Raw genomic sequence first — 25,451 nt, 5'->3', positions numbered from 1 at the left:
TTCCGTCATGGCGATCGCCGTCCTCGCCTCGCTCGCCGCCGGTGTGTGTTTCGCCGTCGCGGGGGTCCTGCAGCAGCGGGCGGCGGCCACCCGGCCGGACACGGAGGCGCTCACCGCGCGGCTGCTGGGGCGGCTGGCGCGGGATCCCCTGTGGCTGTGCGGGATCGGGCTGGCCGTGGTGGCGTACGGATTCCAGTCGCTGGCGCTGGCGTTCGGGCCGCTGAGTCTGGTGCAGCCGCTGATCGTCGCCGAGCTGGTCTTCGCGGTCCCGCTGTCGGCGCGGCTGTACCGGCTGCGACTGGGCCGGCGGGAGTGGTCCGGCACTCTCGCGGTGGCGGCGGGACTGGCGCTGGCGCTGCTCTCCGCCCGCCCGCACGGCGGCGACCCCCGGGCGGCCGGCCCGCTGTCCTGGCTGCTGGCCGTCGGCGCGGTCGCGGCCGTGGTGTGCGGTGCGCTCGCGACCGCGCGGATGCTGTCCGGCCCCTGGCGGGCCTCGGCGACGGCGCTCGCCGCGGGAGCGGTGATGGGCACCCAGTCCGTCCTGCTGGCCGCGACGGTGGACCGGCTCCGGCACGGACTGCTCACGGCCCTGGCCACCTGGCAGACCTACGCCCTCGTCGCGGCCAGCGTGGGCGGCCTGCTGCTCATCCAGAGCGCCTTCCAGCAGGGCCCGCTGGCCGCGAGCATGACGGTCCTGGACGCGACGGAACCGGTGGTCGCGGTGACCATGGGCATGCTCCTCTTCGACGAGACGATCCACACGGGCTGGCCGGCCTCGGCGGCGACGCTGACGGGTCTGGCCCTGGTGGCGACGGGCATCACGGCCTTGGACACGTCACCGGTCATCGCGGCGGCACACGGCCGGCACCGAGCCGCTGACGAGTGACCGGGCCCCGGCCGCCCACGGCGTGTGCCCGGGTGTCCCCGGGCCGGGTGGCTCAAGCGGTACGGGAGCCGGCCCGGCGGGGCGTACGGGCCGGCCGGGTCCAGACCGGGAGGAGGTCCTCCTCGAGTACGCGGTCCCAGGTGGGGTGGGTGGTCCTGGACGTCTCCGCGGCCCGGCGCCGTACCGCCTCTCGTACGGCGGGCCGCCCGATCAGCGGGTGCAGGGCGTCCGCCCAGGCCGACGGGGAGTCGGCCGGGACGACGATGCCGTCGCGGCCCGGCGCGGCCAGCCAGCGGGTGGTGTGCGCGCCCTCGGGCAGGACCACCGCCAGCCCGCACGCCATCGCCTCGGCGACGACGTTGCCGCTGGTCTCCGTACGGGACGGGAAGGCGAAGACGTCGCAGCCGGCGTACACCCGTGCCAGCCGGTCCTGCGGAAGCGGCCCGAGCAGGGTGACGTCCCGGCCGAGCGCGCGGCGCACGGCGTCCTCCTCGGCACCGGAACCCGCCATGACCAGGTGCGGGGCGCCGCCCCGGACGCGCAGCAGCCGGACGCTCTCGGTCAGCAGCGGCACGCCTTTGCTGGCGTCCAGCCGGCCGGCGAACAGCACCAGCGGGCGGTCGTCCGGGATGCCGTACGCGCGCGTCAGCCAGTCCTGTGCGGTGGGGTCGGGCCGGAAGAGTTCGTGGTCGACGCCCCGGCGCAGCAGGGCGACCCGGTGCGGCCCGAGGACGCGGGCGAGTTCCGCGCGGCCCTCCGGGGTCGGGACGAGTACGCGTTCGCAGGGGGCCAGCAGCCGGTCCCGGCGCCGGCGCAGCGCGCTCTCGGCCCGGTCCGCGAGCAGGTCCTCCACCCTCGGATGGCTCCCGGGCAGCCACCGTTCGGCCAGATAGCGGGCGTAGACGGAGGCCAGCAGCGGTACGTCGGTGTGCACGGAGCCGATGAGCCGGGGCCGTGGGGCGGGCCGCCGGGCCGCGTGGCGGTGGAGCCGTACGGCGGTGGCGGCGAAGGCGAAGCCGTGGGTCAGGTGCCAGACGTCGTGGCGGGGCAGCAGGGCGGCGAGCCGCGGGTGGTACGGCGCGAGGTCGCAGACGTCCTCCGCGCGGTCGGCCGAGCGCGTCGCCGCCGAGCTGAGCACCGGCCGGAGCATGACGAGCCGGACGTGCGGGGAGAGCGGCTCGACCCGCTCGTGTTCGCCGAGGAAGTAGACGGTCAGGTCGAGGGGTGTGCCGCCGGAGCCGTCGGGCAGGCGTTCCGTGAGGCGGGCGGCGCTCCGCGCGAAGTGTTCCCAGCACTTCACCTGGCCGCCCGACGTATCGTGCCGCACCAGCTCCACCAGGACCGCGACCGAGGACACGACCGGTGGGTACCACCCGTCGCGGCGGCCCAATCCCGCCACTTTCACCAAACATGTTGAAAGTTAAAGAGAATAGGTCTACGGTGGACCTCGTCGGGTTAGTTGAACATTAAACCTCATCTCCTCAGGAGGAACGTCATGGGCATCTTCGGCCGCAAGGACAACGAGACCGCCACCGCGACCACCACCACCGCGGTGAACCCGGACCTGACCGCGCTGACCGGCGAGTACACGATCGACCCCGCGCACTCCACGTTCGGCTTCGTCGCCCGGCACGCCATGGTCACCAACGTCAAGGGCAGCTTCCAGGACTTCACCGGCACGCTGCACCTGGACGGCACCGACCCGGCCGCCTCCACCGCCACCATCGACGTGGTGATGGACAGCATCGAGACCGGCAACGCCGACCGCGACGGCCACCTGAAGAGCGCCGACTTCTTCAAGACGGACGAGTTCCCGACGATGACCTTCCGCACCACCAAGGCGGAGGCCCTCGGCGGCGACGACTACCGCATCACCGGTGACCTGACCATCCTGGGCACCACCAAGCCGCTCACCATCGACCTGGAGTTCAACGGCGCCGCGAAGGACCCCTTCGGCAACGAGCGCGTCGGCTTCGAGGGCAAGGCGGAGATCCTGCGCTCCGAGTGGGGCCTGACCTGGAACGCGGCGCTGGAGACGGGCGGCGTCCTGGTCTCCGACAAGATCAAGCTGAACTTCGACATCTCGGCGATCAAGCAGGCGTGAGCCTCGCCGGCCCCTCGGGGCCCCGAGTCCACCACGGCGACGGCCCGGAGCCCGACAAGGCGTCCGGGCCGACGCCTGTCCGGCCGCCGTTCCCCTCGGCGCGGGACGGCGGCGCCGCGCGCTCGCGGCTTCCGGGTGACGGGGGGACGAGCGCGGACGCCGCGAGGCGGTACCCGCCCGGCAGCCGACGGCCCTCCCGCCGGAGGAAGGAAGCCTTGCGCGGGTGGGTCACCCGGTTCGCCCGCGACCGTCGGCGGCGGACGGCCGCCCGGCGTCGGGAACCGGTCCGGTGCCGTCGCCGGACCTCCCGGTCCTGTCGACGGGGAGGCGAACACCGGTACCGTCGCCCCGGTCGGCCTCGTACCGGGAACCGGAACGTTCGGCCGACGATCGGATCACCATGCGGTTCCCCGGCGCTCCGGCCCTCGCGGATCGCGATCACGGGTCACCCTGGAAAGCGCTCCCCGAACCCGACGACGGATATCCCGTCACCCGTGTGGCGCAAAGGCGCCGGACAGGGGCCGGCCCCGCCCCGTCCGCGTCAGAGCCCTCCGCCGAAGTCCCCGCCGCCCCCGAAGTCCCCGCCGCCGAAGCCGCCTCCGCCGAAGTCACCACCGAAGTCCCCGCCGTCGAAGTCGGCGCCCGAGACGTCGCCGCCCTCGTAGCCGCCGAAGTCGCCGTAGCCGGCTCCGTAGTCGGCCGCGTAGGCGGGGCCGGCCATCATGCCGCCGAGCATGGTGCCGACGAGCAGGCCGGGCAGCAGACCGCCGCCGAAGTAGCCGCCGGCCCAGGGACCGTAGGCGGGACCGGCGTCCCAGTAGGGGCGGCGCCCGTACTCGGTGTCGACCTCGCGGACGGCGGGGTCGAGTCCGTCGGCCAGCCGGGCCCGGTCGGCCGCGCACACCGGGACCTCGCGCTCGGCACCGCCCGGCGGCGTCCAGACGGCGTCGGCGACCGCGGGGCCGTGGCGCGGGTCGAAGAAGCAGGGCGGGCGGCGCTCCGGCAGCGGGCGCCCCGCACGCCGGGCGGCGAGGGAGGCGAGGGCGAAGCGGCCGTCCTCCACGGCCTGGGTGACGGCCCGGACGTCCTCCGGTTTGCGGGCCGCGGCCATGAACGACTTGGACTTCTCGTAGGCGTCCAGCGCGTGCGCGTAGTCCGCGCGCATCGCGTCGTCCGCGCCCCGTTCGCCGGGGTGGAAGTCGAGGCGGTCGAGTTCCTCGCCGAACGCGGTGATGTCCTCGTCCACCACCACCCGCAGCTTCTCCAGCGCGGCCCGCCGCTCCTCCTCGTGGCGCCGCCGGTTGCGGCGGGACACGGCGTAGATGCCCGCGCCGCCGGCCGCCGCCAGCGCTCCGACGGTGATCAGCCCGCCGACCGGGACGCCACCGCCGGACCCGTCGCTCCAGGAGTTCGGCGCGGAGCCGCCGATGTTGCGCAGCGCGTTGTCGACGAAGTCGTTCAGCTGGGCCTTGGCGTCGCCGGTGCCCTGGACGGACTGGACCAGGTTCCGCACGCCCTGGCGGCTGAGCACGCTGCTGTCGGCGCGCGCGTCGAACCGGTCGCCTAGGCGGATGCCGTACAGGCCGGTGACGCCGGTCTCGGTGCGCAGCTTCTGGAAGAGGTCCTGCGTCGGGTAGTCCGCCGGGAGGACCGTCACGAAGACGGGTTCGTCCGCGTCCTCGATCTTGTCGGCGAGGGCCTCGGCGTCGGACTCCGCCAGGATGTCCTGGGCCCCGGGGTCGACGTAGACGGGACTCTCGCGCAGTTGGCGGGCGATCTCGGAGAGGTCCGTGGCCGCCTGCGCCCCGGGCGCGCCGGCCGTCAGGACCGCCAGTGCGGCGGCCACCGTCACGATCAGCAGGCGTATCAGACGTACATGGATACGCGTCGGCGCAGCCTTCATACGTTCAAAAGTACCCAAATGGGCGATAAACAGACATCGGGCCCGGCGGGGATTCCGGTGCCGCCCCGCCGGACCCGCCGGACCCGTCGCCCTCGGCGCCTCCTACGCGGCCGGCTCCACCCCGGCCCGCAGCAGCCCGTACGCGTACGCGTCCTCCAGCGCCTGCCAGGACGCGGCGATGACGTTGTCGGCGACGCCCACCGTCGACCACTCCCCCGCCCCGTCGGACGTGGAGATCAGGACGCGGGTGGTGGACTGGGTGCCGTGCTTGCCCTCCAGGATGCGGACCTTGTAGTCGACCAGCTCCAGCTTGGCGAGCTGCGGGTAGATCTTCTCCAGGGCGACCCGCAGGGCGCGGTCCAGGGCGTTGACCGGGCCGTTGCCCTCCGCGGTGGCGACGATGCGCTCGCTCTTGGCCCACAGCTTCACCGTGGCCTCGTTGGCGTGGGTGCCGTCGGGGCGGTCCTCGACGATCGCGCGCCAGGACTCGACGTCGAAGTACTTCAGCGGCCCGCCCTCGGCCTCCGCGCGGAGCAGCAGCTCGAAGGAGGCGTCGGCCGCCTCGTACGTGTAGCCCTTGAGCTCGCGCTCCTTGACCCGCTCGACGACCCGGCCGACCAGTTCGCGGTCGCCGCCGAGGTCGATGCCGAGCTCCTTGCCCTTGAGCTCGATGGAGGCGCGTCCGGCCATGTCGGAGACGAGCATCCGCATGGTGTTGCCGACCTGCTCGGGGTCGATGTGCTGGTAGAGGTCCGGGTCGACCTTGATCGCGGAGGCGTGCAGGCCCGCCTTGTGCGCGAAGGCGGAGACACCGACGTACGGCTGGTGCGTGGACGGGGTGAGGTTGACGACCTCGGCGATGGCGTGCGAGATGCGGGTCATCTCGCGCAGCCGGCCCTCGGGCAGGACCTGCTTGCCGTACTTCAGCTCCAGGGCGGCCACCACCGGGAACAGGTTGGCGTTGCCGACCCGCTCGCCGTAGCCGTTGGCGGTGCACTGGACGTGGGTGGCGCCCGCGTCGACGGCGGCGAGGGTGTTGGCGACCGCGCAGCCGGTGTCGTCCTGGGCGTGGATGCCGAGCCGGGCGCCGGTGTCGGCGAGCACGGTGGAGACCACGGCCTGGATCTGCGCCGGGAGCATGCCGCCGTTGGTGTCGCACAGGACGACCACGTCGGCGCCGGCCTCGGAGGCGGCGCGGACCACGGACTTCGCGTACTCGGGGTTGGCGCGGTAGCCGTCGAAGAAGTGCTCGCAGTCGACGAAGACCCGGCGGCCCTCCCCCTTGAGGAAGGAGACCGTGTCGCGGACCATCTCCAGGTTCTCGTCGAGGGTGGTGCGCAGGGCGAGCTCGACATGGCGGTCGTGGGACTTCGCGACCAGCGTGATCACCTGCGCGCCGGAGTCGAGGAGCGCCCTGACCTGGGGGTCCTTCGCGGCGCTGCTGCCGGCGCGGCGGGTGGCGCCGAAGGCGACCAGCGTCGCGTGCCGGAACTCGATCTCCTGCTGGGCGCGGGCGAAGAACTCGGTGTCCCGCGGGTTCGCGCCGGGCCAGCCTCCCTCGATGAAGCCCACACCGAACTCGTCCAGGTGCCGTGCGATGGCGAGCTTGTCGGCGACCGTGAGGTTGATGCCCTCGCGCTGGGCGCCGTCGCGCAGAGTGGTGTCGAAGACGTGGAACGAGTCGTCGGGCTCGCTGGTTGCGGTCATGGTCTGAAGGCTCCTGAGTTGATCTCGGTCTACCGGAATGACCGGTTCCGCCGTTCCCCCATGGTCCCTCGCGCCCCGTTCCCGGCCGCGGGTGGGGCCAGGAAACAGAAAAACCTCTCGCGGGTGCGAGAGGTCTGCGCGCGGGTCGAGGACGACGGTGTCCACCCGTACCGTGTCGTACGTGCGGTCACTGCGGACCGGCGCGCCTGCTGCCAATAATCGTGGCGAACGAGAGCACGGGGGCAGTCTGGCACAATCCGCCCCCGTGCTCACGATCCGTCTCAGGATGCGGGCGACATGTGTTCACCCACGGGTCCTGCCTAGCCCAGCCGGTGCATCCAGCCGTGCTTGTCCTCGGCGGTGCCGCGCTGGATGTCGAGGAGGGCCTGGCGCAGTCGGATGGTGACCTCGCCGGGCTCGCCACCGCTCTGCTGCCACTCGGCGCTCGCCCGCTTGACCGTGCCGACCGGGGTGATCACGGCCGCCGTACCGCAGGCGAAGACCTCGGTGAGGGTGCCGTTCTCCGAGTCGCGCTGCCACTGCTCGACGGAGACGCGCTCCTCGACGGCCTCGTAGCCGAGGTCGCGGGCGACGCCCAGCAGGGAGTCACGGGTGACGCCCTCCAGGATGGAGCCGCTGAGGGTGGGGGTGACGATCTTGTCTCCGTACACGAAGTACAGGTTCATGCCGCCCAGTTCCTCGACCCACTGGTGCTCGACCGCGTCGAGGTAGCAGACCTGGTCGCAGCCCTTGGTGGCGGCCTCGGCCTGGGCGAGCAGGGAGGCCGCGTAGTTGCCGCCGGTCTTGGCGTCGCCCATGCCGCCGGGGACGGCGCGGACGCGGTCCTCCGAGACCCAGATGGAGACGGGCTTCACGCCGCCCGGGAAGTAGGCGCCGGCCGGGGAGGCGATGACCAGGAACAGGTACTCGTTGGCGGGCTTCACACCCAGCCCGACCTCGGTCGCGATCATGAACGGGCGCAGGTAGAGGGACTCCTCGCCGCCGTGCGCCGGCACCCACGCCTTGTCCTGGGTGACGAGGGCGTCGCACGCCTCGATGAAGGTCTCGACCGGTAGCTCGGGCATCGCGAGGCGCTTGGCGGAGCGCTGGAAGCGCTCGGCGTTCTTCTCGGGGCGGAAGGTGGCGACGGAACCGTCGGGCTGCCGGTAGGCCTTCAGGCCCTCGAAGATCTCCTGCGCGTAGTGCAGGACGGTGGTCGCGGGGTCGAGGGAGATCGGCGCGTACGGGACGAGCTGGCCGTCGTGCCAGCCGCGGCCCTCGGTCCACTTGATCGTCACCATGTGATCGGTGAAGTGGCGGCCGAACCCGGGGCTGGCCAGGATCGCCTCGCGCTCTGCGTCCGAGAGCGGGTGCGCCGAGGGCTTGAGCTCGATCGTGGGCGTCGTCATGAGTGGTTGTCCTTCACCGGTTGTAGTGACGGGCCGCGCACACTCCCGTACGGCCGGTGGCCAGTACTAGGACGTCCGAGCATTCCCTCATTCCGCGGCTCCGCGTTCGATTATCGCCCGGAGGCGACGGCGGAGGAAACAGGGTGAACGCGGCCCGGTGGTCGATGGTGGCACCCGGCGGGGACAGGGGGAAGCCGCCGGGTGCGGATGCGACCCGGCGGCTTCGGGGCCTGCCGCCGGACTCCCGTCGTCCGCCCGAAGGGCGGGCCCGGCGGCGTCTGGTGCGTGCGATCGCAAGGCGCCGGAGCGCCCTCGTGGCGGAGCCACGTGGGCGATTCGGCAACGCGGCGAGCATGCGTGCCAGGCGTCGCCGGGCCGGCGGGAGTCCGGCGGCGGGCCCCGGTTTTCGAGGGAGCGCGCCGGGTCAGCCGGCTACTCGTGCGGCGAGCGCGTCGCCGATCTCCGAGGTGCCGCGGGCGGGCAGAGTGCCGCGCTCCGCGAGGTCGGCGGAGACGGCGTCCTCGATGCGGGCCGCCTCGGCGTCGTGGCCGAGGTGACGCAGCAGGAGGGCGACGGACAGGACCGTGGCGCTGGGGTCGGCCTTGCCCTGACCGGCGATGTCCGGGGCCGAGCCGTGCACGGGCTCGAACATGGACGGGTACTCGCGGCCCGGGTTGATGTTGCCGGAGGCCGCGACGCCGATGCCGCCGGAGACGGCCGCGGCGAGGTCGGTGATGATGTCGCCGAAGAGGTTGTCGGTGACGATGACGTCGAAGCGGGCCGGGTCGGTGACGAGGTAGATCGTCGCGGCGTCGACGTGGATGTAGTCGGTGGTGACCTCGGGGTACTCCTCGGCCACCTTGTTGAAGACGTTCGTCCACAGGTGGCCGGCGAAGGTCAGCACGTTGTTCTTGTGGACCAGCGTGAGCTTCTTGCGGGGGCGGGCCTGGGCGCGGGCGAAGGCGTCGCGGACCACGCGCTCGACGCCGAAGGCCGTGTTGACGGACACCTCGGTGGCGACCTCGTGCGGCGTGCCCTTGCGGATGGTGCCGCCGTTGCCCGTGTACGGGCCCTCGGTGCCCTCACGTACGACGACGAAGTCGATCTCGGGCTGGCCGGCGAGCGGGGTGGCGACACCCGGGAGGAGCTTCGACGGACGCAGGTTGACGTGGTGGTCGAAGGCGAAGCGGAGCTTGAGCAGGAAGCCGCGCTCCAGGACGCCGGAGGGGACCGACGGGTCACCGATGGCGCCGAGCAGGATGGCGTCGTGCCGCTTCAGCTCGTCGAGGTCGGCGTCGGTGAGGGTCTCACCGGTGGCGTGGTACCGCTTGGCGCCGAAGTCGTACTCCTTGGTCTCCAGCTTCACATCCTGCGGGAGGACGGCGGAGAGGACCTTGAGACCTTCGGCCACGACCTCCTGGCCGATGCCGTCACCGGGGATCACTGCGAGATTGAGGCTGCGAGACATGCGGGCACCCTACTCCTCGTCCCACGGGATGACATGCGGTGTCCGGCATACGGACGCCGCCGGCGTGTCAGTGGCCGGTGGAACCGCCGTTGTCCCTGCGGTCGAGGGCGCGCTGGAGCGCGGCGGCGGCGTTCTTGCGGTCGGATTCGCTGGTGCGGGGGGTGTGACGGACGCGGCGGCGGACGGTCGTCTCGGCCATGGGTCATCGACTCCTTCGACATACGTGGAGCGCGGAAAGGGCGCGCGGGACTCCCCCACTGCCTGATGGGCGCGGAAGGGACCCCCGGGAGGGCGGGGAGCGGCGGACCGCAGGGGTTGCCTGCGCGGGGTCCGGCTCACGACCGCCGTTCGCTCGATCGAGCGAGTCGTTCGGCTCCTACAAAACTAGAGGAGCGGACCGCGACTGTCTGCACAATTACTCGGACTTCCTACTATCTGAGACGGCAGACCGGGTCACACCGCCCCCACCTGCGAAAACACCGGACGGGCCAGGTCGGGGGGTGACCTGGCCCGTCCGGGGTCGGGGTGGGCGTCAGCCCATGTGCGGGTAGCCGTAGTCGGTCGGCGGGACCAGCGTCTCCTTGATGGCGCGGGTCAGGGTCCAGCGCATCAGGTTCTGCGGGGCGCCGGCCTTGTCGTTGGTGCCGGAGGCACGGCCGCCGCCGAAGGGCTGCTGGCCGACGACGGCGCCGGTCGACTTGTCGTTGATGTAGAAGTTGCCGGCCGCGTAGCGCAGCTTCTCCATCGTGTACGCCGCCGCCGCGCGGTCGTTCGCGATGACCGAGCCGGTGAGGGCGTAGTCGGACACCGACTCCATCTGTGTCAGCATCTCGTCGTACTTCTCGTCGTCGTAGACGTGCACGGCGAGGATCGGGCCGAAGTACTCGGTGCGGAACACCTCGTTCTCCGGGTCGTCGCACTCGATGACGGTCGGGCGGACGAAGTAGCCGACCGAGTCGTCGTAGGAGCCGCCCGCGACGATCGTGCAGGACGGGTCCTCCTTGGCGCGGTCGATGGCGGCCTTGTTCTTGGCGAAGGACCGCTCGTCGATGACGGCGCCGATGAAGTTCGACAGGTCGGTGACGTCACCCATGGTGATGTAGTCGACCTCGGCGGCGAACTCCTCCTTGAAGCCGGAGTTCCAGATCGACGCCGGGATGTACGCGCGCGAGGTGGCGCTGCACTTCTGGCCCTGGTACTCGAAGGCACCGCGGGTCAGCGCGGTCTTGAGGATCGCGGGGTCGGCGCTCGGGTGGGCGACGACGAAGTCCTTGCCGCCGGTCTCGCCGACCAGGCGCGGGTAGGTGCGGTACTTCTCGATGTTCTGGCCGACCGTCTTCCACAGGTGCTGGAAGGTCTTGGTCGAGCCGGTGAAGTGGATGCCGGCCAGGTCGCGGTGGTTCAGGGCGACCTCGGAGACCTCCAGGCCGTCACCGGTGACCAGGTTGATGACGCCCTTGGGCAGCCCGGCCTCCTCCAGGAGCCGCATGAGCAGCACGGCGGCGTGGGTCTGCGTCGGGGACGGCTTCCAGACCACCACGTTGCCCATGAGGGCCGGCGCGGTGGGCAGGTTGGCGGCGATCGCGCTGAAGTTGAACGGCGTGATCGCGTAGACGAAGCCCTCCAGCGGGCGGTGGTCGAGGCGGTTCCACACGCCCGGGGAGTTGGCCGGGGGCTGCTCGGCGAGGATGCCGCGCGCGTAGTGGACGTTGAAGCGCCAGAAGTCGACCAGCTCGCAGGGGCTGTCGATCTCGGCCTGCTGGGCGGTCTTGGACTGGCCCAGCATGGTGGAGGCGGCGATGGTCTCGCGCCAGGGGCCGGCCAGCAGCTCGGCGGCGCGCAGGATGATCGCCGCGCGGTCGTCGAAGGCCATCGCGCGCCAGGCGGGCGCGGCGGCGAGGGCCGCGTCGACGGCGTCCTGGGCGTCCTGCCGGGTGGCGTTGGCGTAGGTGCCCAGGCGGGCCTTGTGGTTGTGCGGCTGGACGACGTCGAAACGCTCGCCGCCGCCCATCCGCTGCTCACCGCCGATGGTGCAGGGCAGGTCGATCGGGTTGTCGGCCAGCTCCTTGAGCTTGGCCTCCAGCCGGGCGCGCTCGGGCGTACCGGGGGCGTAGCCGTGCACCGGCTCGTTGACGGGGGTGGGGACCTGGGTCACAGCGTCCATGGGTGGCGTAACTCCTTGTCGTGAGCGGTGTGGTGTCAGCCCTTGGTGATCATGCTGCGGGCGAAGAACCGGAGGTTGGCCGGCTGCTCCGCGAGCCGCCGCATGCTGTGCTTTCCCGGGGGACACCCCCCGGGCCCCCGGCCGGGGCCGGGGCACAGCCGAGTTGTCTCAGCCACGGCTGATCATGCTCCGCGCGAAGAAGCGCAGGTTGGCAGGCTTCTCCGCCAGGCGCCGCATGAAGTAGCCGTACCAGTCGGTGCCGTAGGCCGTGTAGACGCGCATGCGGTGGCCCTCGGCGGCCAGTCGCAGGTGCTCGTCACCGCGGATGCCGTAGAGCATCTGGAACTCGTACTCGTCGAGCTTGCGTCCGGCGGTGCGGGCCAGTTCCTGGGTGATGGAGATCAGGCGCGGGTCGTGGGACCCGATCATCGGGTAGCCCTCGCCCTCCATCAGCGTCCGCAGGATGCGCACGTACGCCTTGTCGATCTCGTGCTTCTGCTGGTAGGCGACCTCGGCGGGCTCCTTGTAGGCGCCCTTCACCAACCGTACGCGACTGCCGGCCGCGGCGAGGCGGCGCGCGTCCTCCTCGGTGCGGAAGAGATAGGCCTGGATGACGCAGCCCGTCTGCGGGACGTCCTTGCGCAGCTCCTCGTGGATGGCGAACATCGAGTCGAGGGTGGTGTGGTCCTCGGCGTCCAGCGTGACCGTGGTGCCGATCTCGGCGGCGGCCTCGACGACCGGGCGGACGTTGGCGAGGGCCAGCTCGTGGCCGCCGTCCAGCGCCTGGCCGAACATCGACAGCTTCACGGACATCTCCGCGCGGGTACCGAGCTCCAGCGGCCCCAGCCGGCCGATCAGCTCCAGGTACGCGTCGCGGGCGGCGGCGGCCTGCTCGGGGGTGGTGATGTCCTCGCCGACCACGTCCATGGTGAGTTCCAGGCCGTTGCCGGTGAGCTCCCGGATGATCGGCAGGACCTCGTCGACGGTCTCCCCGGGGATGAAGCGGTCGACGACCTGCTTGGTCACCGGGGCCGCCGAGATCAGGCGTCGCATCCGGTCGCTGCGCGACGCGGCGAGAATCACGGGACCCAGCACGGGGCACCTCCACAAGCTGCATGAGGCCGTCACCCGACGATTCGGGCACGGCACGGAGAACCACCGTGAAACCTACGGATGCCCCCGATCGTGGGCCATCGACAGCTGTCACGCATCCGTGCCGCAGATCTCAGACAGATGTATGAAGGCTCCGGGATTTTGCGGCAGAATGCCCGGGTGACGTCGGAACACAGGGACGACTACCAGGAGCTGGTGGACGAGATCTCGGAGCTGCTGGGCGCTCCGGCGACCCTGGAGAACCGCGACTTCGAGCTGATCGCCTTCGGGGCGTACGACAGCGAGGGCGACCTCGATCCGTCCGCGCTGGACCCGGTGCGCACCCGCTCGATCCTGACCCGCCGTTCGACGGCCGCCGTCCGCGCCTGGTTCGAGGGCTTCGGCATCACCCGCGCGACCGGCCCGGTCCGCATCCCGCGCACCCCGGAAGCGGGCGTGCACCGGGGACGCGTCTGTCTGCCGGTACGGCATCGGGGTGTCGTCCTCGGTTATGTCTGGCTGCTCGACTACGACCCCGGTCCCTCGGAGCAGCAACTGGACGCGGCCATGCGGGTGACGGCCCGGATCGGCGCGCTCCTCGCGGACGAGGCCCAGCACGGTGCCGACCTCACGCGGGAACTGCGGGCGGTGCTGACGGCGGAGCGGGACTGGCAGCGGGAGATGGCCGTCGCCGAGCTGCGCACCGCCCTCGGCAGCCGCGCCGACGGTCCGCACACGGTGGTCTGTGTCGCCCCCTGGCCCTCCGCCGGCCCGGACGACGCCCCGTCGGTGCGTACGGTGCCGGGGGCGACGGCGCTGTGCACCCTGCCGTGGGGGGCCGGAGGTACCTCCCCCGCCCTCGACGTGGTGGGGGACGGCCTGTCGCTGGCCCTGCTGCTGCGGCTGCGCTCGACGGACGTACTGGCCCCGGCGACGACGGCGGCCTCACGGCTGCTGGAGCGGGCGGGCTCGGGCGGACCCCCGGTGGCCGCCGGGATCGCCGCGCCCCGCGCGGGTCTCGCCGAACTGGGCGCGGCCTGGGACGAGGCGTCGGCGTCGGCCCGGGCGGCGCTGGCCGAACCCCGGCTCGGACCGGTCGCCCGGTGGACGTCGATCGGCCCGTTCCGCCTGCTGACCGCGCTGCCCCCGGGAGCCGCCCGCGACCCCGTCGTCGGCCCCCTGCTCTCCCCCGCCCAGGCCGAACTCGCCCGCACCGCGGAGGTCTACCTCGACCGCGCGGGCCAGGCCGGCCGCACGGCCGCCGAGCTGGGCGTCCACCGCCAGACCCTGTACTACCGGCTGTCGCGGATCGAGCAGCTCACGGGCCTGGACCTGGACGACGGCGAGGACCGGCTGCTGCTGCACATGGCGCTCAAGGCCGCGCGTCTTTAGCGGCGGCCTCGATCACCCGGCGCAGACCGGCGGCGAGCTGCCCGCCGTCGGGCGCCGACTTCGGGTCGAAGGTCCACTGGGCGATGAGGCCCGTCATGAGGGTCACGTAGAACATGCCGACCGTGTCCGCGGTCTCGTCGGACACGTCCTCCTCACGGCCGCCCATCAGCAGCGGGACCAGTCCACGCCCGGCCTCACGCTGCGCCGCCGCCAGATGGTCGCGGACCTCGGGGAGCCGGTCGCCGAGGGCGAGGACCTCCATGCTGAGCCGCCACACCGAGCCGGGCTCCCTCATGGTGCCGATGATGTTCGACCACACCCGCTCGAACCGCTCCAGGGAGCCGGGCGCGGTCTCGTCCACGGTCCCGTCGCCCTCGAAGGCGCCGCCCATCCCCTCGACGAGCGACACGTAGGCCTGCGCGAGCAGGGCGTCCTTCGACCCGTAGTGGTAACCGATGGACGCCAGGTTGGTCCCCGACTCCTTGACGATGTCCCGCGCCGTCGTGCGCACGAAGCCCTTGGCGAGCAGGCAGCGCTTGGCGCCCTCCAGCAGATCCTCACGGTGTCCCATGGCGTCACCTTACCCACCCCTCCATACGACCGTCTTATACGACCGTCCTATACAAGCGTATAATACGTGCGTACAGTCACCGGCATGACACCGAACCCGCCCCGCGCCGGCCGCCGCGAGTGGACCGCGCTCACCGTGCTGATGCTCCCGCTGCTGCTGGTCTCGATGGACGTCTCCGTCCTCTACTTCGCGATCCCCGAGATCAGCGCCGACCTGGAACCGAGCGGCACCCAGCAGCTGTGGATCTTCGACATCTACGGCTTCGTCCTGGCCGGCCTGCTGATGACGATGGGCGCGCTGGGCGACCGCGTCGGCCGCCGCAGGCTGCTCCTCTTCGGGGCCGCCGCCTTCGGCGCCGCCTCGCTGCTCGCGGCCTACGCGCACACCGCCGAGACGCTGATCGCGGCCCGCGCGGTCCTCGGCATCGGCGGCGCCACCCTCATGCCGTCCACGATGGCGCTGGTCCGCACGATGTTCACCGACCCCGCCCAGCGGGCGAAGGCGATCGGGCTGTGGTCCGGGGTGATGACGGCCGGGATCGCGCTCGGCTCGGTGATGAGCGGCGTCCTCGTGGAGCACTTCTGGTGGGGCTCGGTCTTCCTGGTCAACCTGCCCGCGATGGCCCTGCTGCTGGTCCTCGGCCCGGTGCTGCTCCCCGAGTCGAAGAACCCCTCCCCCGGCCGCTTCGACCTGCTGAGCGTCCCGCTGTCGATGGCGGCGGTCCTGCCCGTGGTCTACGGCCTGAAGGAACTGCCCTCCGAGGGCTGGAACGTCCGCTACGTCGTCTCGATCACCGTCGGCCTGCTGTTCGCGGCGCTGTTCGTGCACCGGCAGCGCACCGCGGCCTCGCCGATGATCTCTCCGGCTCTCTTCCGCGGGCACGGCTTCACCCCGGCGCTCGTCCTCAACACCCTGTCGGCCTTCGGGATGATGGGCTCGGCGTACTTCACCACCCAGTACCTGCAGTCGGTCCTCGGCAGGAGCGCGCTGGAGGCCGCGCTGTGGAGCCTGCTGCCGTCGGTGCTGATCGGCGCCGCCGCACCGGTCGCCGGCCGGCTCGTCCAGCGGGGCGTGGAGCGCGCGTACGTCGTGACGGCCGGCTTCGTCATCGCGGCGGGCGGCTACGGGCTGCTGGCCCTGGCCGGTACGGACTCGCTGTGGCTGGTGCTGGCCGCGTGCGGTGTGCTGGCCGCGGGGATCGTCATCGTGATGTCCCTGCTCACCGACCTGGCCCTGAGTTCGGCGCCGGTCGAGAAGGCGGGGGCGGCGTCCTCCCTGCTGGAGACCGGCACGGAGTTCGGCGGCGCCCTGGGCATGGCCGCCCTCGGCTCCATCGGTACGGCCGTCTACCGCCACGAGATCCCGGACACGGCCCCCGCGATGGCCCAGGAGACCCTGGGCAGCGCGCTGGCCGTCGCCGCCGAACTGCCGGGGCGCGCGGGGGACGCCCTGGCGTCGGCGGCACGGGAGGCGTTCACCAGCGGGATGCGGGGAGCGGCGGTCGCGGCGGCGGTACTGCTGCTCGGGGCTGCGGGACTGGCCGCGGTGGGGCTGCGCAGGATCCGGGTACGTGGGCGAGCGGAGAACGCCGGACGGGCTGACCGAGTCAGCCCGTCCGGCGTTCGATGACGAGCCCGTTCAGGGCGAACGGGGGTCCGGGGGCAGAGCCCCCGGCACTCTCAGACCAGGTTGACCGACCGGGCGGACGTCGCCCCGATCTCCTCGGCCAGCTCACCGAGCACCCCGGCGGCCACCGTGTCGTCGACGGTCAGCACGGCGAGCGCCTCGCCGCCGACCGCCGCGCGGGCGACCTGCATGCCGGCGATGTTGATGCCCGCCTCGCCGAGGACGCGGCCCACGGTGCCGACGACACCCGGGCGGTCCTCGTAGCGCAGCACGAGCATGTGGTCGGCGAGCGCGAGGTCGACGTCGTACTCGCCGACCGCGACGATCTTCTGGACGTGCTTGGGACCGGCCAGCGTGCCGGAGACCGAGATCTCCTCGCCGCCGGAGAGGGTGCCGCGCACGGTGACGACGTTGCGGTGGTCGGCCGACTCGGAGCTGGTGGTCAGCCGGACCTCGACACCGCGCTCCTGGGCGAACAGCGGGGCGTTGACGTAGGACACCGTCTCGTCGACGACGTCCTCGAAGACGCCCTTGAGCGCGGACAGTTCCAGCACCTTCACGTCGTGCTGGGTGATCTCGCCGTAGACCTCGACGTCGAGGCGGACCGCGACCTCACCGGCGAGCGCGGTGAAGATCCGGCCGAGGCGCTCGGCGAGCGGCAGACCCGGCTTGACGTCCTCGGCGATGACCCCGCCCTGCACGTTCACCGCGTCCGGGACCAGCTCACCGGCGAGGGCGAGGCGCACCGAGCGGGCGACGGCGATACCGGCCTTCTCCTGCGCCTCGTCGGTGGAGGCACCGAGGTGCGGGGTGCAGACGACCTGGTCGAACTCGAACAGCGGGGAGTCGGTGCACGGCTCCTTGGCGTACACGTCGAGGCCGGCGCCGGCGACGCGGCCCTCCTTGAGAGCCGAGTACAGCGCCTCCTCGTCGACGATGCCGCCGCGCGCGGCGTTGATGACGCGCACGCTCGGCTTGACCTTGCGCAGCGCCTCGTCGCCGATGAGGCCGACGGTCTCGGGGGTCTTGGGCAGGTGGACGGTGATGAAGTCGGAGACCTCGAGCAGCTCGTCCAGCGACAGGACCTTGACGCCCATCTGCGCGGCCCGCGCGGGCTGGATGTAGGGGTCGTAGGCGACGACCTTCATTCCGAAGCCGGACATGCGCTGGGCGACCAGCGCACCGATGCGGCCCAGACCCACGACACCGAGGGTCTTCTCGGCCAGCTCGACGCCCGTGTACTTGCTCCGCTTCCACTCGCCGTTCTTCAGCGCGGCGTTGGCCTGCGGGATGTGGCGGGCGGTGGCGACGATCAGACCGCAGGCGAGCTCGGCGGCGGTCACGATGTTCGAGGTGGGGGCGTTGACGACCATCACGCCGGCCTTGGTGGCGGCGGAGACGTCGACGTTGTCCAGGCCGACGCCGGCACGGGCGACGACCTTGAGCTTGTTCGCGGCGGCGATCGCCTCGGCGTCGACCTTGGTGGCCGAGCGGATCAGGATCGCGTCCACCTCGGCGATGGCCGGGAGCAGCTCGGCACGGTCCGCGCCGTTGCAGTGGCGGATCTCGAAGTCCGGACCGAGTGCGTCGACGGTGGCGGGCGACAGCTCTTCAGCGATGAGTACGACGGGTTTCGAGCTCACGTGAGTCCTCACAAGTCCAATGCGGACGGCCGTCCCGACGGCCGCAGGCGGTGAAGAAGTGCTAGCCGCGTGGAAGACGCACGACACTGTGGGCCTGACGCGTTTGTTGTACAGCAGTCTAGTGGCGCGGGGCGAGTCGTCTTGCGCCTCTGCGGAATGATCACCCGGAAGTGGCGGGGTCCGGGGCGGAGCCCCGCGACGGCACCCGGAACCGGCGGCACCGTCGCGGGGCGAGAAGACTTACGCCTCCTCGTCGACCCAGCTCATGAGCTTGCGCAGCTCCTTGCCGGTGGTCTCAAGGAGGTGCTCGGAGTCCTGCTGCTTGTACTCGTTGTACTTCTTCAGACCGCCGTGGTACTCGTCCATCCAGTTCTTGGCGAACGTGCCGTCCTGGATCTCGGCGAGGACCTTCTTCATCTCGGCCTTGGTGGCGTCGGTGATGATCCGCGGGCCGGTGACGTAGTCGCCCCACTCGGCGGTCTCGGAGATCGACCAGCGCATCTTCTCCAGGCCGCCCTCGTACATGAGGTCCACGATCAGCTTCAGCTCGTGCAGGCACTCGAAGTACGCGATCTCCGGCTGGTAACCGGCCTCGGTCAGCGTCTCGAAGCCCGCCTTGACCAGGGCCGCGGTGCCTCCGCACAGAACGGCCTGCTCGCCGAACAGGTCGGTCTCGGTCTCCTCGGTGAAGGTCGTCTTGATGACGCCGGCGCGGGTGCCGCCGATGCCCTTCGCGTACGACAGGGCCAGCGCGAAGGCGCTGCCGGTGGCGTCCTGCTCGACGGCGGCGATGCAGGGAACGCCGCGGCCCTCCTCGTACTGACGGCGCACCAGGTGGCCCGGGCCCTTGGGGGCGACCATGCAGACGTCCACGCCGGCCGGGGGCTTGATGAAGCCGTAGCGGATGTTCAGGCCGTGACCGAAGAACAGCGCGTCGCCGTCCTTCAGGTTGTCCTTGATGTGCTCCTCGTAGACCTGGGCCTGGATCGGGTCCGGGACCAGGATCATGATGACGTCGGCCTCGGCGGCGGCCTCGGACGGGCTCACCACGCGCAGGCCCTGCTCCTCGGCCTTGGCCTTGGACTTGGAGCCCTCGTGCAGACCGACGCGGACGTCGACACCCGAGTCACGGAGCGACAGGGCGTGGGCGTGGCCCTGGCTGCCGTAACCGATGACCGCGACCTTGCGGCCCTGGATGATGGACAGGTCGGCGTCGGCGTCGTAGAACAGCTCGGCCACTGGGTTATCTCCTTGAGTGCAGGTGTTGCGTCCCACCGTATGCCGGTGAGGGGAAGGGAAGTCTCTCGGTCTCGGTATACGGGCGGCCGGTCGTGTCCCGGCCGCCCGCTCACGGGTCCTACGCCGACCGGTCCAGGGCGCGCAGCGACCGGTCCGTGATGGAACGGCCACCGCGTCCGATCGCGATCGTGCCGGACTGGACGAGCTCCTTGATGCCGAACGGCTCCAGCATCTTGAGCATGGCGGACAGCTTGTCGCTGCTGCCGGTGGCCTCGATGGTCACGGCCTCCGGGGAGACGTCCACGGTCTTGGCGCGGAACAGCTGGACGATCTCGACGATCTGGGAGCGCGTCTCGTTGTCGGCGCGCACCTTCACCAGAACGAGTTCGCGCTGAACGGCCTGCCCGGGTTCGAGCTCGACGATCTTCAGCACGTTGACGAGCTTGTTGAGCTGCTTGGTGACCTGCTCCAGCGGGAACTCCTCGACGCTCACCACGATGGTGATGCGGGAGATGTCGGCGTGCTCGGTGACGCCGACGGCGAGCGAGTCGATGTTGAAGCCTCGGCGGGAGAACAGGGCGGCGATCCGGGCCAGGATGCCCGGGGTGTTCTCCACCAGGACGGAGAGCGTGTGCTTGGACATGATCTGCTTCCTCTGCTTGAAAGTCCTGACGGCTCTCAGTCGTCTTCGTTGTCGCCGAAGTCGGGGCGGACGTCCCGGGCGGCCATGATCTCGTCGTTGGAGGTGCCGGCGGCGACCATCGGCCACACCATCGCGTCCTCGTGGACGATGAAGTCCACGACGACCGGACGGTCGTTGATCGAGTTCGCCTCCTCGATGACCTTGTCGAGGTCGGCCGGGTCCTCGCAGCGGATCGCGTGGCAGCCCATGGCCTCCGACAGCTTCACGAAGTCGGGGACCCGGGTGCCGGCGCTCTTCTCGGCGGTGCCGGCTCCGGGGCCGGAGTGCAGCACCGTGTTGGAGTACCGCTGGTTGTAGAAGAGGGTCTGCCACTGGCGGACCATCCCGAGGGCGCCGTTGTTGATGATGGCGACCTTGATCGGGATGTTGTTCAGGGCGCAGGTGGTGAGTTCCTGGTTGGTCATCTGGAAGCAGCCGTCGCCGTCGATCGCCCAGACGGCGCGGTCGGGGGCGCCGGCCTTGGCCCCCATGGCGGCCGGCACCGAGTAGCCCATGGTTCCGGCGCCGCCGGAGTTCAGCCAGGTGGCGGGCTTGTCGTACTGGATGAAGTGCGCCGCCCACATCTGGTGCTGGCCGACGCCGGCCGTGAAGATCGTGCCTTCGGGCGCCAGCTGTCCGATGCGCTCGATGACCGCTTGCGGGGAGAGCGAGCCGTCCTCGGGCTGGTCGTAGCCGAGCGGGTAGGTCTCGCGCCAGCGGTTCAGGTCGTTCCACCAGGCGGTGTAGTCGCCGCGGTTGCCCTCGGCGTGCTCCTTCTGGACGGCCTGGACGAGGTCGGCGAGGACCTCGCGGGCGTCACCGACGATCGGCACGTCGGCGGTGCGGTTCTTGCCGATCTCGGCCGGGTCGATGTCGGCGTGGACGATCTTGGCGTACGGGGCGAAGCTGTCCAGCTTGCCGGTGACGCGGTCGTCGAAGCGGGCTCCGAGGGCGACGATCAGGTCGGCCTTCTGCAGCGCGGTGACGGCGGTGACCGAACCGTGCATGCCCGGCATCCCCACGTGCAGCTCGTGGCTGTCGGGGAACGCGCCGAGTCCCATCAGGGTGGTGGTGACGGGAGCTCCGGTGAGTTCGGCGAGGACCTTCAGCTCGGCGGTGGCACGGGCCTTGAGGACACCGCCGCCGACGTAGAGGACCGGCCGCTTCGCGGCGGTGATCAGCTTGGCGGCCTCGCGGATCTGCTTGGCGTGCGGCTTGGTGACGGGCCGGTAGCCGGGCAGGTCCATGGTGGGCGGCCAGGAGAAGGTGGTCTTCGCCTGGAGGATGTCCTTGGGGATGTCGACCAGGACCGGTCCCGGACGGCCGGTGGAGGCGATGTGGAACGCCTGCGCGATCGCCCGGGGGATGTCCTCCGCCTTGGTGACCAGGAAGCTGTGCTTGGTGATCGGCATGGTGATGCCGACGATGTCCGCCTCCTGGAAGGCGTCCGTGCCGATCGCCTTGGACACCACCTGCCCGGTGATCGCGACCAGCGGCACGGAGTCCATGTGCGCGTCCGCGATCGGGGTGACCAGGTTGGTGGCGCCCGGACCGGACGTCGCCATGCAGACCCCGACCTTGCCGGTGGCCTGGGCGTAACCGGTGGCCGCGTGGCCGGCGCCCTGCTCGTGGCGGACCAGCACGTGGCGCACCCGCGTGGAGTCCATCAGGGGGTCGTACGCCGGCAGGATGGTGCCCCCGGGAATGCCGAATACCGTGTCGGCGCCGACCTCCTCGAGAGAGCGAATGAGGGACTGTGCGCCCGTGACGTGCTCGACGGGGGCGGACTGTCCTCCGGATCGGGGCCGGGGCTGCGGGTGATGGGCCCCGGTGGCCTGCTCGGTCATCGGCATTCTCTTCTCGATGCTGAGGGTTTTTGCGAAGTTTGTACGGGTCACGCGTGCTGCTCGGCGGGTGCCTGTGCAACAAAAAACCCCTCGTGCCGTAAGGCAAGCGAGGGGAGCGCGCCGGGTGGTGGTCGCTGAGCGGTGGAGGCTCAGCGTCAGCCGACGCGCTTTCCAAGTACGAGAATTCGGGTGCGCATGGCACTGACCCTCCACCCGGCGTGCACCCAGTGTCAAGTGGGTGGGACGGGAGTCTCATTATGTGAGCGCAGTGCCGTCCCGGCCTGGAGTACGGCGGTCACTCCGGTGGAGTACACCCCGGAGCCCCCGCCGACGAACACGGGTTCGGCCGGTCCGGGCGGCACCGGGTAGTGCCCGGCGGCCAGCGCCCTGCGCAGCCGGTACTCGTCCAGCGGCCCGGAGAAGGCCTTGCCCTGCCCGTGCGTGCAGCCCATCGCGCGCAGGGCCGCGACCTGCTCGGGCAGGTCCACGCCGACGGCCACGGACTGCATCCCGAGGTCGGAGGCGATCCGCAGCAGCCCACTGGTGATCTTGTGCAGCCGGGCGGAGTCCACCACGCCGTCGACCAGGCCCCGGTCGAGCTTCAGTACGTCGACGGGGAGCCGCCTGAGGGCCGTGATCGCCGCGGGCCCGCTGCCGAAGCCGTCGAGCGCGATCCGGACGCCGAGCCGCTTGAGCACAGTCAGCCGGCGCTCCAGCTCGTCGAGCGACACCCTGGGGTCGGTGTCGGCCAGCTCGACGACCAGGGAGCCGGACGGCAGTCCGTGCCGGGTCAGCAGGGCCTCGATCGAGCCCAGGGGCAGTGACCGGTCGAGGAGACGGTGCGCGCTCAGCCGGACGGCCACCGGGACGGGCAGACCGGTCGCGTGCCGTTCGGCGGCCTGTTCGACGGCCTCCTCCAGCACCCAGCGGCCCAGCTCGGCGGTCTTCTCGCTGTCCTCGGCCACGCGCAGGAACTCCGCGGGGGTGAACAGCGCCCCCTGGGAGGAGCGCCAGCGCGCCTGGGCGCAGACCGAGGTGATCCGGCCGTCCGCCAGGCACACCACCGGCTGGTGCAGCAGGGCGAACTCGCCGTGGTGCAGCGCCGCGCGCAGCCGGGTGGCCAGCTCCGCCCTGCGCACCACGTCCTGCTGCATCTGCGGCTTGTACAGCTCCACCCGGCCCTTGCCGGCGGCCTTGGCCCGGTACATGGCGAGGTCGGCGTTGCGCAGCAGTTCGCCCGCGCCGAGGCCGGGTTCGGCGAAGGCCACGCCGATGGAGGCGTTGACCCGGACATCGTTGCCGTCGATGGCGTAGGGCTGGGAGAGGGTCGCTCTCAGCCGGTCGGCGAGTTCGACGATGTGCTGCTCGCGGGCGTCCCGGTCGCGGACGCCGTCGCCGACGATCAGGGCCGCGAACTCGTCGCCGCCCAGCCGGGAGGCGGTGTCGCCCTTGCGGACCGCGTCCTGGAGTCTGCGGGCGGCCTGGACGAGGAGCTCGTCCCCGGCCTGGTGCCCGATGGTGTCGTTGACGCCCTTGAAGCCGTCGAGGTCGATGAAGAGCACCGCCGTGCCTCTGAGGGCGGCCCCGCGGTCCGAGGCGCGGCGGCCGGACAGGGCCTGCTGGACGCGCCGGGTGAACAGGGCGCGGTTGGGCAGGTCGGTGAGCGGGTCGTGCTCCGCGTTGTGCTGGAGCTGCGCCTGGAGCCGCACTCGTTCGGTCACGTCACGGCTGTTGAAGATCAGGCCGCCGTGGTGCCGGTTGACGGTCGACTCGACGTTCAGCCAGCCCCCGTCGCCGGAGCGGAAGCGGCACTCGATGCGGGTGGTGGGTTCCTCGACCGGGCTGGCGGCGAGGAAGCGGCGCACCTCGTGCACGACACAGCCCAGGTCCTCCGGGTGGATGAGACCGGCCAGCTCGGTCCCCTCCAGCTCCTCCGCGGGCCTGCCGTAGACCCCGGCGGCGGCCGGGGAGACGTAGCGGAGGATGCCGCTGGGGGCGGCGATCATGATGACGTCGCTGGAGCCCTGCACCAGGGAGCGGAAGTGGTTCTCCTTCTGCGCCAGTTCCTGGGTGAGGGTGATGTTGTCGAGCAGCATGATGCCCTGGCGCACGACGAGCGCGAGCACCACCGTGCCCCCGGTGAGCAGCACGACGCGGTCGACGCTGCGGCCGTTGAGGACGTTGTAGAGGATCCCCAGGGTGCACACGGCCGCGGCGAGGTACGGCGTGAGCGCGGCGAGGGAGCCGGTGATGGGCCGGGAGAGCGGGTACCGGGTGTGCTCGTCGGGCGGCGGGCCGTGATGGTGGTCCGGTACGCCGTACCGTCCGGGCAGGTGCTCGCGGACCACGCGCGTGTGCCCCTCCCGCTCGGGCCGTCCGCCGCGGGGCGCGGTCCAGGGTGCGTACGCCAGGAGCAGCGAGCCGGCGAACCAGCCCGCGTCGAGCAGTTGTCCGGAGCGGTAGTCGGCGTGCAGCAGCGGGGAGGTGAACAGGGCGTCGCACATCACGGTCAGCGCGAGCGCGCCGATCGCGGTGTTGACCGCGGACCGGTTGACCGCCGAGCGCCGGAAGTGCAGCGCGAGCACCATGCTGACCAGGGCGATGTCGAGCAGCGGGTACGCCAGTGACAACGCGGTGTGCGCGACGCCGGGCCCCTCGGCCCGCGCGGCCTGGGCGAGCGCGAGGCTCCACGCGAGGGTGAGCAGGGAACCGCCGATCAGCCAGGCGTCCAGGGCGAGACAGACCCAGCCGGCCTTGTTCGCGGGCCGTTTGGCGAGCACCAGCAGTCCCACGATGGCGGGCGGCGCGAAGCACAGGAAGAACAGGTCGGCGTAGCTGGGGCTGGGCACGGGAAGCCCGAGGACGACCTCGTACCACCCCCAGACCAGGTTGCCCAGGGAGGCCATGGCCGAGGAGAGGCCGAACATCAGCCAGGCGGGCCGGAACCGGGTGCGGGGGCTGCGGGCGTAGACGAAACAGGACACGGCGGCGGCACCGGCCGCAGCGCTCAGCCCGAAGTCGCCCATGATCAGAGCGAGTTGTTCCGAGCCCCAGCCGAAAGCGGCGCCGACGGCGTAGGCCGCGCAGACCAGGGCGAGGACGAGTTGGGCGGCCGGGCCGGGTCGGCGGCCGACGGCCGGTGCGCCGACCGCCGGCACACCGGCCGACGGCGCGGGCGGCTGCCGCAGCGCTCCGTCGAGCGTGGAGGTGGGGGTGGGCGCACTCACCGGTACCTCCCGGCCCGCTCCGCTCCCGGCTCCCCGGGAGGTGTCGTCCGGACCGGGCCGAACCCGGTGAACAGTGCCTCGTGGCCGGGCCCCGCGCCTCCGGCGAGACCCGAACGGCACCCCCTCCGTCCCCGGCGCATCGGGTGGGCATGCCTTCCGCGACTGTCGTGCCGGCGAGGGTGGCGGCCGGGACCGTCATGAGGGCCGCCGTACCGGATGTGGTGGCCGCGGCAGCGCGCGGCCGTGCGCCACGGTCGTCGCCGACGGCTCCGCCGCGTCGGATCGCTCGTCCATAGGCCGTGCATCGCCCGTCGCCCCCCTCACTGTCCGCAGTGTCCTGCCCCCCGCGCCGATGGTCAGCAGCGCGGCCCCTGCCGGGACGATACACCAGTATCGTCACTCAGGGACATAGGTTCTCTACGCTCCGTAACGATCAACTGATATGCGAGTACCCACCGCGCCCGGAGAAACGCGGACGGTACTCGAAGTGG

General features: G+C 71.5%; 18 protein-coding genes. 4 read left to right on the top strand and 14 right to left on the bottom strand.

The window, feature by feature from the left end; genetic code table 11:
• Nucleotides 1-7 precede the first annotated feature (7 nt).
• Nucleotides 8-886 (top strand): DMT family transporter, encoded by an 879-nt coding sequence (locus ACIA6T_RS12670; protein WP_399446530.1) that lies wholly within the window; start codon nt 8-10, stop codon nt 884-886.
• A 52-nt stretch (nt 887-938) separates the two neighbouring features.
• Here the strand turns inward: ACIA6T_RS12670 and ACIA6T_RS12665 are convergent, their stop codons facing one another.
• Complete coding sequence (locus ACIA6T_RS12665; protein WP_399446529.1) at nt 939-2,243, bottom strand: glycosyltransferase; 1,305 nt, start codon at nt 2,241-2,243, stop codon at nt 939-941.
• Nucleotides 2,244-2,381: 138 nt separating this feature from the next.
• Between ACIA6T_RS12665 and ACIA6T_RS12660 the strand changes: the two genes are divergently transcribed.
• A complete protein-coding gene (locus tag ACIA6T_RS12660) occupies nt 2,382-2,990 on the top strand; it encodes a YceI family protein (protein WP_399446528.1) in 609 nt (202 codons plus the stop codon).
• 541 nt (nt 2,991-3,531) lie between these two features.
• Here the strand turns inward: ACIA6T_RS12660 and ACIA6T_RS12655 are convergent.
• The 7 genes from ACIA6T_RS12655 to ACIA6T_RS12625 all read right to left on the bottom strand — a co-directional run bounded on the left by ACIA6T_RS12655 (nt 3,532) and on the right by ACIA6T_RS12625 (nt 12,736).
• Nucleotides 3,532-4,893, bottom strand: coding sequence for a hypothetical protein (locus ACIA6T_RS12655; protein ID WP_399446527.1), 1,362 nt, complete (start codon nt 4,891-4,893; stop codon nt 3,532-3,534).
• Nucleotides 4,894-4,995: 102 nt separating this feature from the next.
• Nucleotides 4,996-6,600, bottom strand: a complete 1,605-nt coding sequence (gene cimA / locus ACIA6T_RS12650; RefSeq protein WP_399446526.1) for a citramalate synthase — start codon at nt 6,598-6,600, stop codon at nt 4,996-4,998.
• A 320-nt stretch (nt 6,601-6,920) separates the two neighbouring features.
• On the bottom strand, nt 6,921-8,009 hold the full coding sequence (locus ACIA6T_RS12645) for a branched-chain amino acid aminotransferase (RefSeq protein WP_399446525.1): 1,089 nt from the start codon (nt 8,007-8,009) through the stop codon (nt 6,921-6,923).
• Nucleotides 8,010-8,433: 424 nt separating this feature from the next.
• Complete coding sequence (locus ACIA6T_RS12640) at nt 8,434-9,477, bottom strand: 3-isopropylmalate dehydrogenase (RefSeq protein WP_399446524.1); 1,044 nt, start codon at nt 9,475-9,477, stop codon at nt 8,434-8,436.
• 67 nt (nt 9,478-9,544) lie between these two features.
• Complete coding sequence (locus ACIA6T_RS12635) at nt 9,545-9,676, bottom strand: hypothetical protein (RefSeq protein ID WP_106979167.1); 132 nt, start codon at nt 9,674-9,676, stop codon at nt 9,545-9,547.
• Between the two features lie 333 nt (nt 9,677-10,009).
• Entirely contained in the window at nt 10,010-11,641 is a 1,632-nt protein-coding gene (pruA, locus tag ACIA6T_RS12630; RefSeq protein ID WP_399446523.1) for an L-glutamate gamma-semialdehyde dehydrogenase, read from the bottom strand.
• Nucleotides 11,642-11,809: 168 nt separating this feature from the next.
• On the bottom strand, nt 11,810-12,736 hold the full coding sequence (locus ACIA6T_RS12625; RefSeq protein ID WP_399446522.1) for a proline dehydrogenase family protein: 927 nt from the start codon (nt 12,734-12,736) through the stop codon (nt 11,810-11,812).
• 138 nt (nt 12,737-12,874) lie between these two features.
• Between ACIA6T_RS12625 and ACIA6T_RS12620 the strand changes: the two genes are divergently transcribed.
• Entirely contained in the window at nt 12,875-14,125 is a 1,251-nt protein-coding gene (locus ACIA6T_RS12620; RefSeq protein ID WP_399446521.1) for a PucR family transcriptional regulator, read from the top strand.
• Here the strand turns inward: ACIA6T_RS12620 and ACIA6T_RS12615 are convergent.
• Nucleotides 14,106-14,696: a TetR/AcrR family transcriptional regulator gene (locus ACIA6T_RS12615; RefSeq protein WP_399446520.1), complete on the bottom strand. Its 591-nt coding sequence runs from the start codon at nt 14,694-14,696 to the stop codon at nt 14,106-14,108. The genes ACIA6T_RS12620 and ACIA6T_RS12615 overlap by 20 nt on opposite strands.
• 84 nt (nt 14,697-14,780) lie before the next feature.
• Between ACIA6T_RS12615 and ACIA6T_RS12610 the strand changes: the two genes are divergently transcribed.
• Nucleotides 14,781-16,325 carry an MFS transporter gene (locus ACIA6T_RS12610; protein WP_399446519.1) on the top strand — a complete coding sequence of 515 codons (1,545 nt, stop codon included), beginning with the start codon at nt 14,781-14,783 and terminating at the stop codon, nt 16,323-16,325.
• 50 nt (nt 16,326-16,375) lie between these two features.
• Here the strand turns inward: ACIA6T_RS12610 and serA are convergent, their stop codons facing one another.
• The 5 genes from serA to ACIA6T_RS12585 form a co-directional block, all read right to left on the bottom strand.
• Nucleotides 16,376-17,965 (bottom strand): phosphoglycerate dehydrogenase, encoded by a 1,590-nt coding sequence (gene serA / locus ACIA6T_RS12605; protein ID WP_399446518.1) that lies wholly within the window; start codon nt 17,963-17,965, stop codon nt 16,376-16,378.
• Nucleotides 17,966-18,205: 240 nt separating this feature from the next.
• Nucleotides 18,206-19,204, bottom strand: a complete 999-nt coding sequence (ilvC, locus tag ACIA6T_RS12600; protein WP_085571218.1) for a ketol-acid reductoisomerase — start codon at nt 19,202-19,204, stop codon at nt 18,206-18,208.
• A 118-nt stretch (nt 19,205-19,322) separates the two neighbouring features.
• Complete coding sequence (ilvN, locus tag ACIA6T_RS12595; protein WP_030866294.1) at nt 19,323-19,847, bottom strand: acetolactate synthase small subunit; 525 nt, start codon at nt 19,845-19,847, stop codon at nt 19,323-19,325.
• A gap of 35 nt (nt 19,848-19,882) precedes the next feature.
• A complete protein-coding gene (locus tag ACIA6T_RS12590) occupies nt 19,883-21,733 on the bottom strand; it encodes an acetolactate synthase large subunit (RefSeq protein ID WP_399446517.1) in 1,851 nt (616 codons plus the stop codon).
• A gap of 230 nt (nt 21,734-21,963) precedes the next feature.
• Entirely contained in the window at nt 21,964-24,960 is a 2,997-nt protein-coding gene (locus ACIA6T_RS12585; RefSeq protein WP_399446516.1) for a putative bifunctional diguanylate cyclase/phosphodiesterase, read from the bottom strand.
• Nucleotides 24,961-25,451 lie beyond the last annotated feature (491 nt).

This window comes from Streptomyces sp. NPDC051740, assembly GCF_044453165.1.
GTDB classification, from domain to species: Bacteria; Actinomycetota; Actinomycetes; order Streptomycetales; family Streptomycetaceae; genus Streptomyces; species Streptomyces atrovirens.
This window is presented reverse-complemented; position numbering and strand designations above follow the sequence as displayed.

Bases quoted from the DNA above. Each gene is read 5' to 3' on its own strand.
- ACIA6T_RS12645 (WP_399446525.1), bottom strand. From the start codon at position 8,009: ATGACGACGCCCACGATCGAGCTCAAGCCCTCGGCGCACCCGCTCTCG.
- ilvN (WP_030866294.1), bottom strand. From the start codon at position 19,847: ATGTCCAAGCACACGCTCTCCGTCCTGGTGGAGAACACCCCGGGCATC.
- ACIA6T_RS12635 (WP_106979167.1), bottom strand. From the start codon at position 9,676: ATGGCCGAGACGACCGTCCGCCGCCGCGTCCGTCACACCCCCCGCACC.
- ACIA6T_RS12615 (WP_399446520.1), bottom strand. From the start codon at position 14,696: ATGGGACACCGTGAGGATCTGCTGGAGGGCGCCAAGCGCTGCCTGCTC.
- ACIA6T_RS12660 (WP_399446528.1), top strand. From the start codon at position 2,382: ATGGGCATCTTCGGCCGCAAGGACAACGAGACCGCCACCGCGACCACC.
- pruA (WP_399446523.1), bottom strand. From the start codon at position 11,641: ATGGACGCTGTGACCCAGGTCCCCACCCCCGTCAACGAGCCGGTGCAC.
- ACIA6T_RS12670 (WP_399446530.1), top strand. From the start codon at position 8: ATGGCGATCGCCGTCCTCGCCTCGCTCGCCGCCGGTGTGTGTTTCGCC.
- cimA (WP_399446526.1), bottom strand. From the start codon at position 6,600: ATGACCGCAACCAGCGAGCCCGACGACTCGTTCCACGTCTTCGACACC.
- ACIA6T_RS12655 (WP_399446527.1), bottom strand. From the start codon at position 4,893: ATGAAGGCTGCGCCGACGCGTATCCATGTACGTCTGATACGCCTGCTG.
- ACIA6T_RS12620 (WP_399446521.1), top strand. From the start codon at position 12,875: ATGTATGAAGGCTCCGGGATTTTGCGGCAGAATGCCCGGGTGACGTCG.
- ACIA6T_RS12640 (WP_399446524.1), bottom strand. From the start codon at position 9,477: ATGTCTCGCAGCCTCAATCTCGCAGTGATCCCCGGTGACGGCATCGGC.
- ACIA6T_RS12610 (WP_399446519.1), top strand. From the start codon at position 14,781: ATGACACCGAACCCGCCCCGCGCCGGCCGCCGCGAGTGGACCGCGCTC.
- ACIA6T_RS12590 (WP_399446517.1), bottom strand. From the start codon at position 21,733: ATGACCGAGCAGGCCACCGGGGCCCATCACCCGCAGCCCCGGCCCCGA.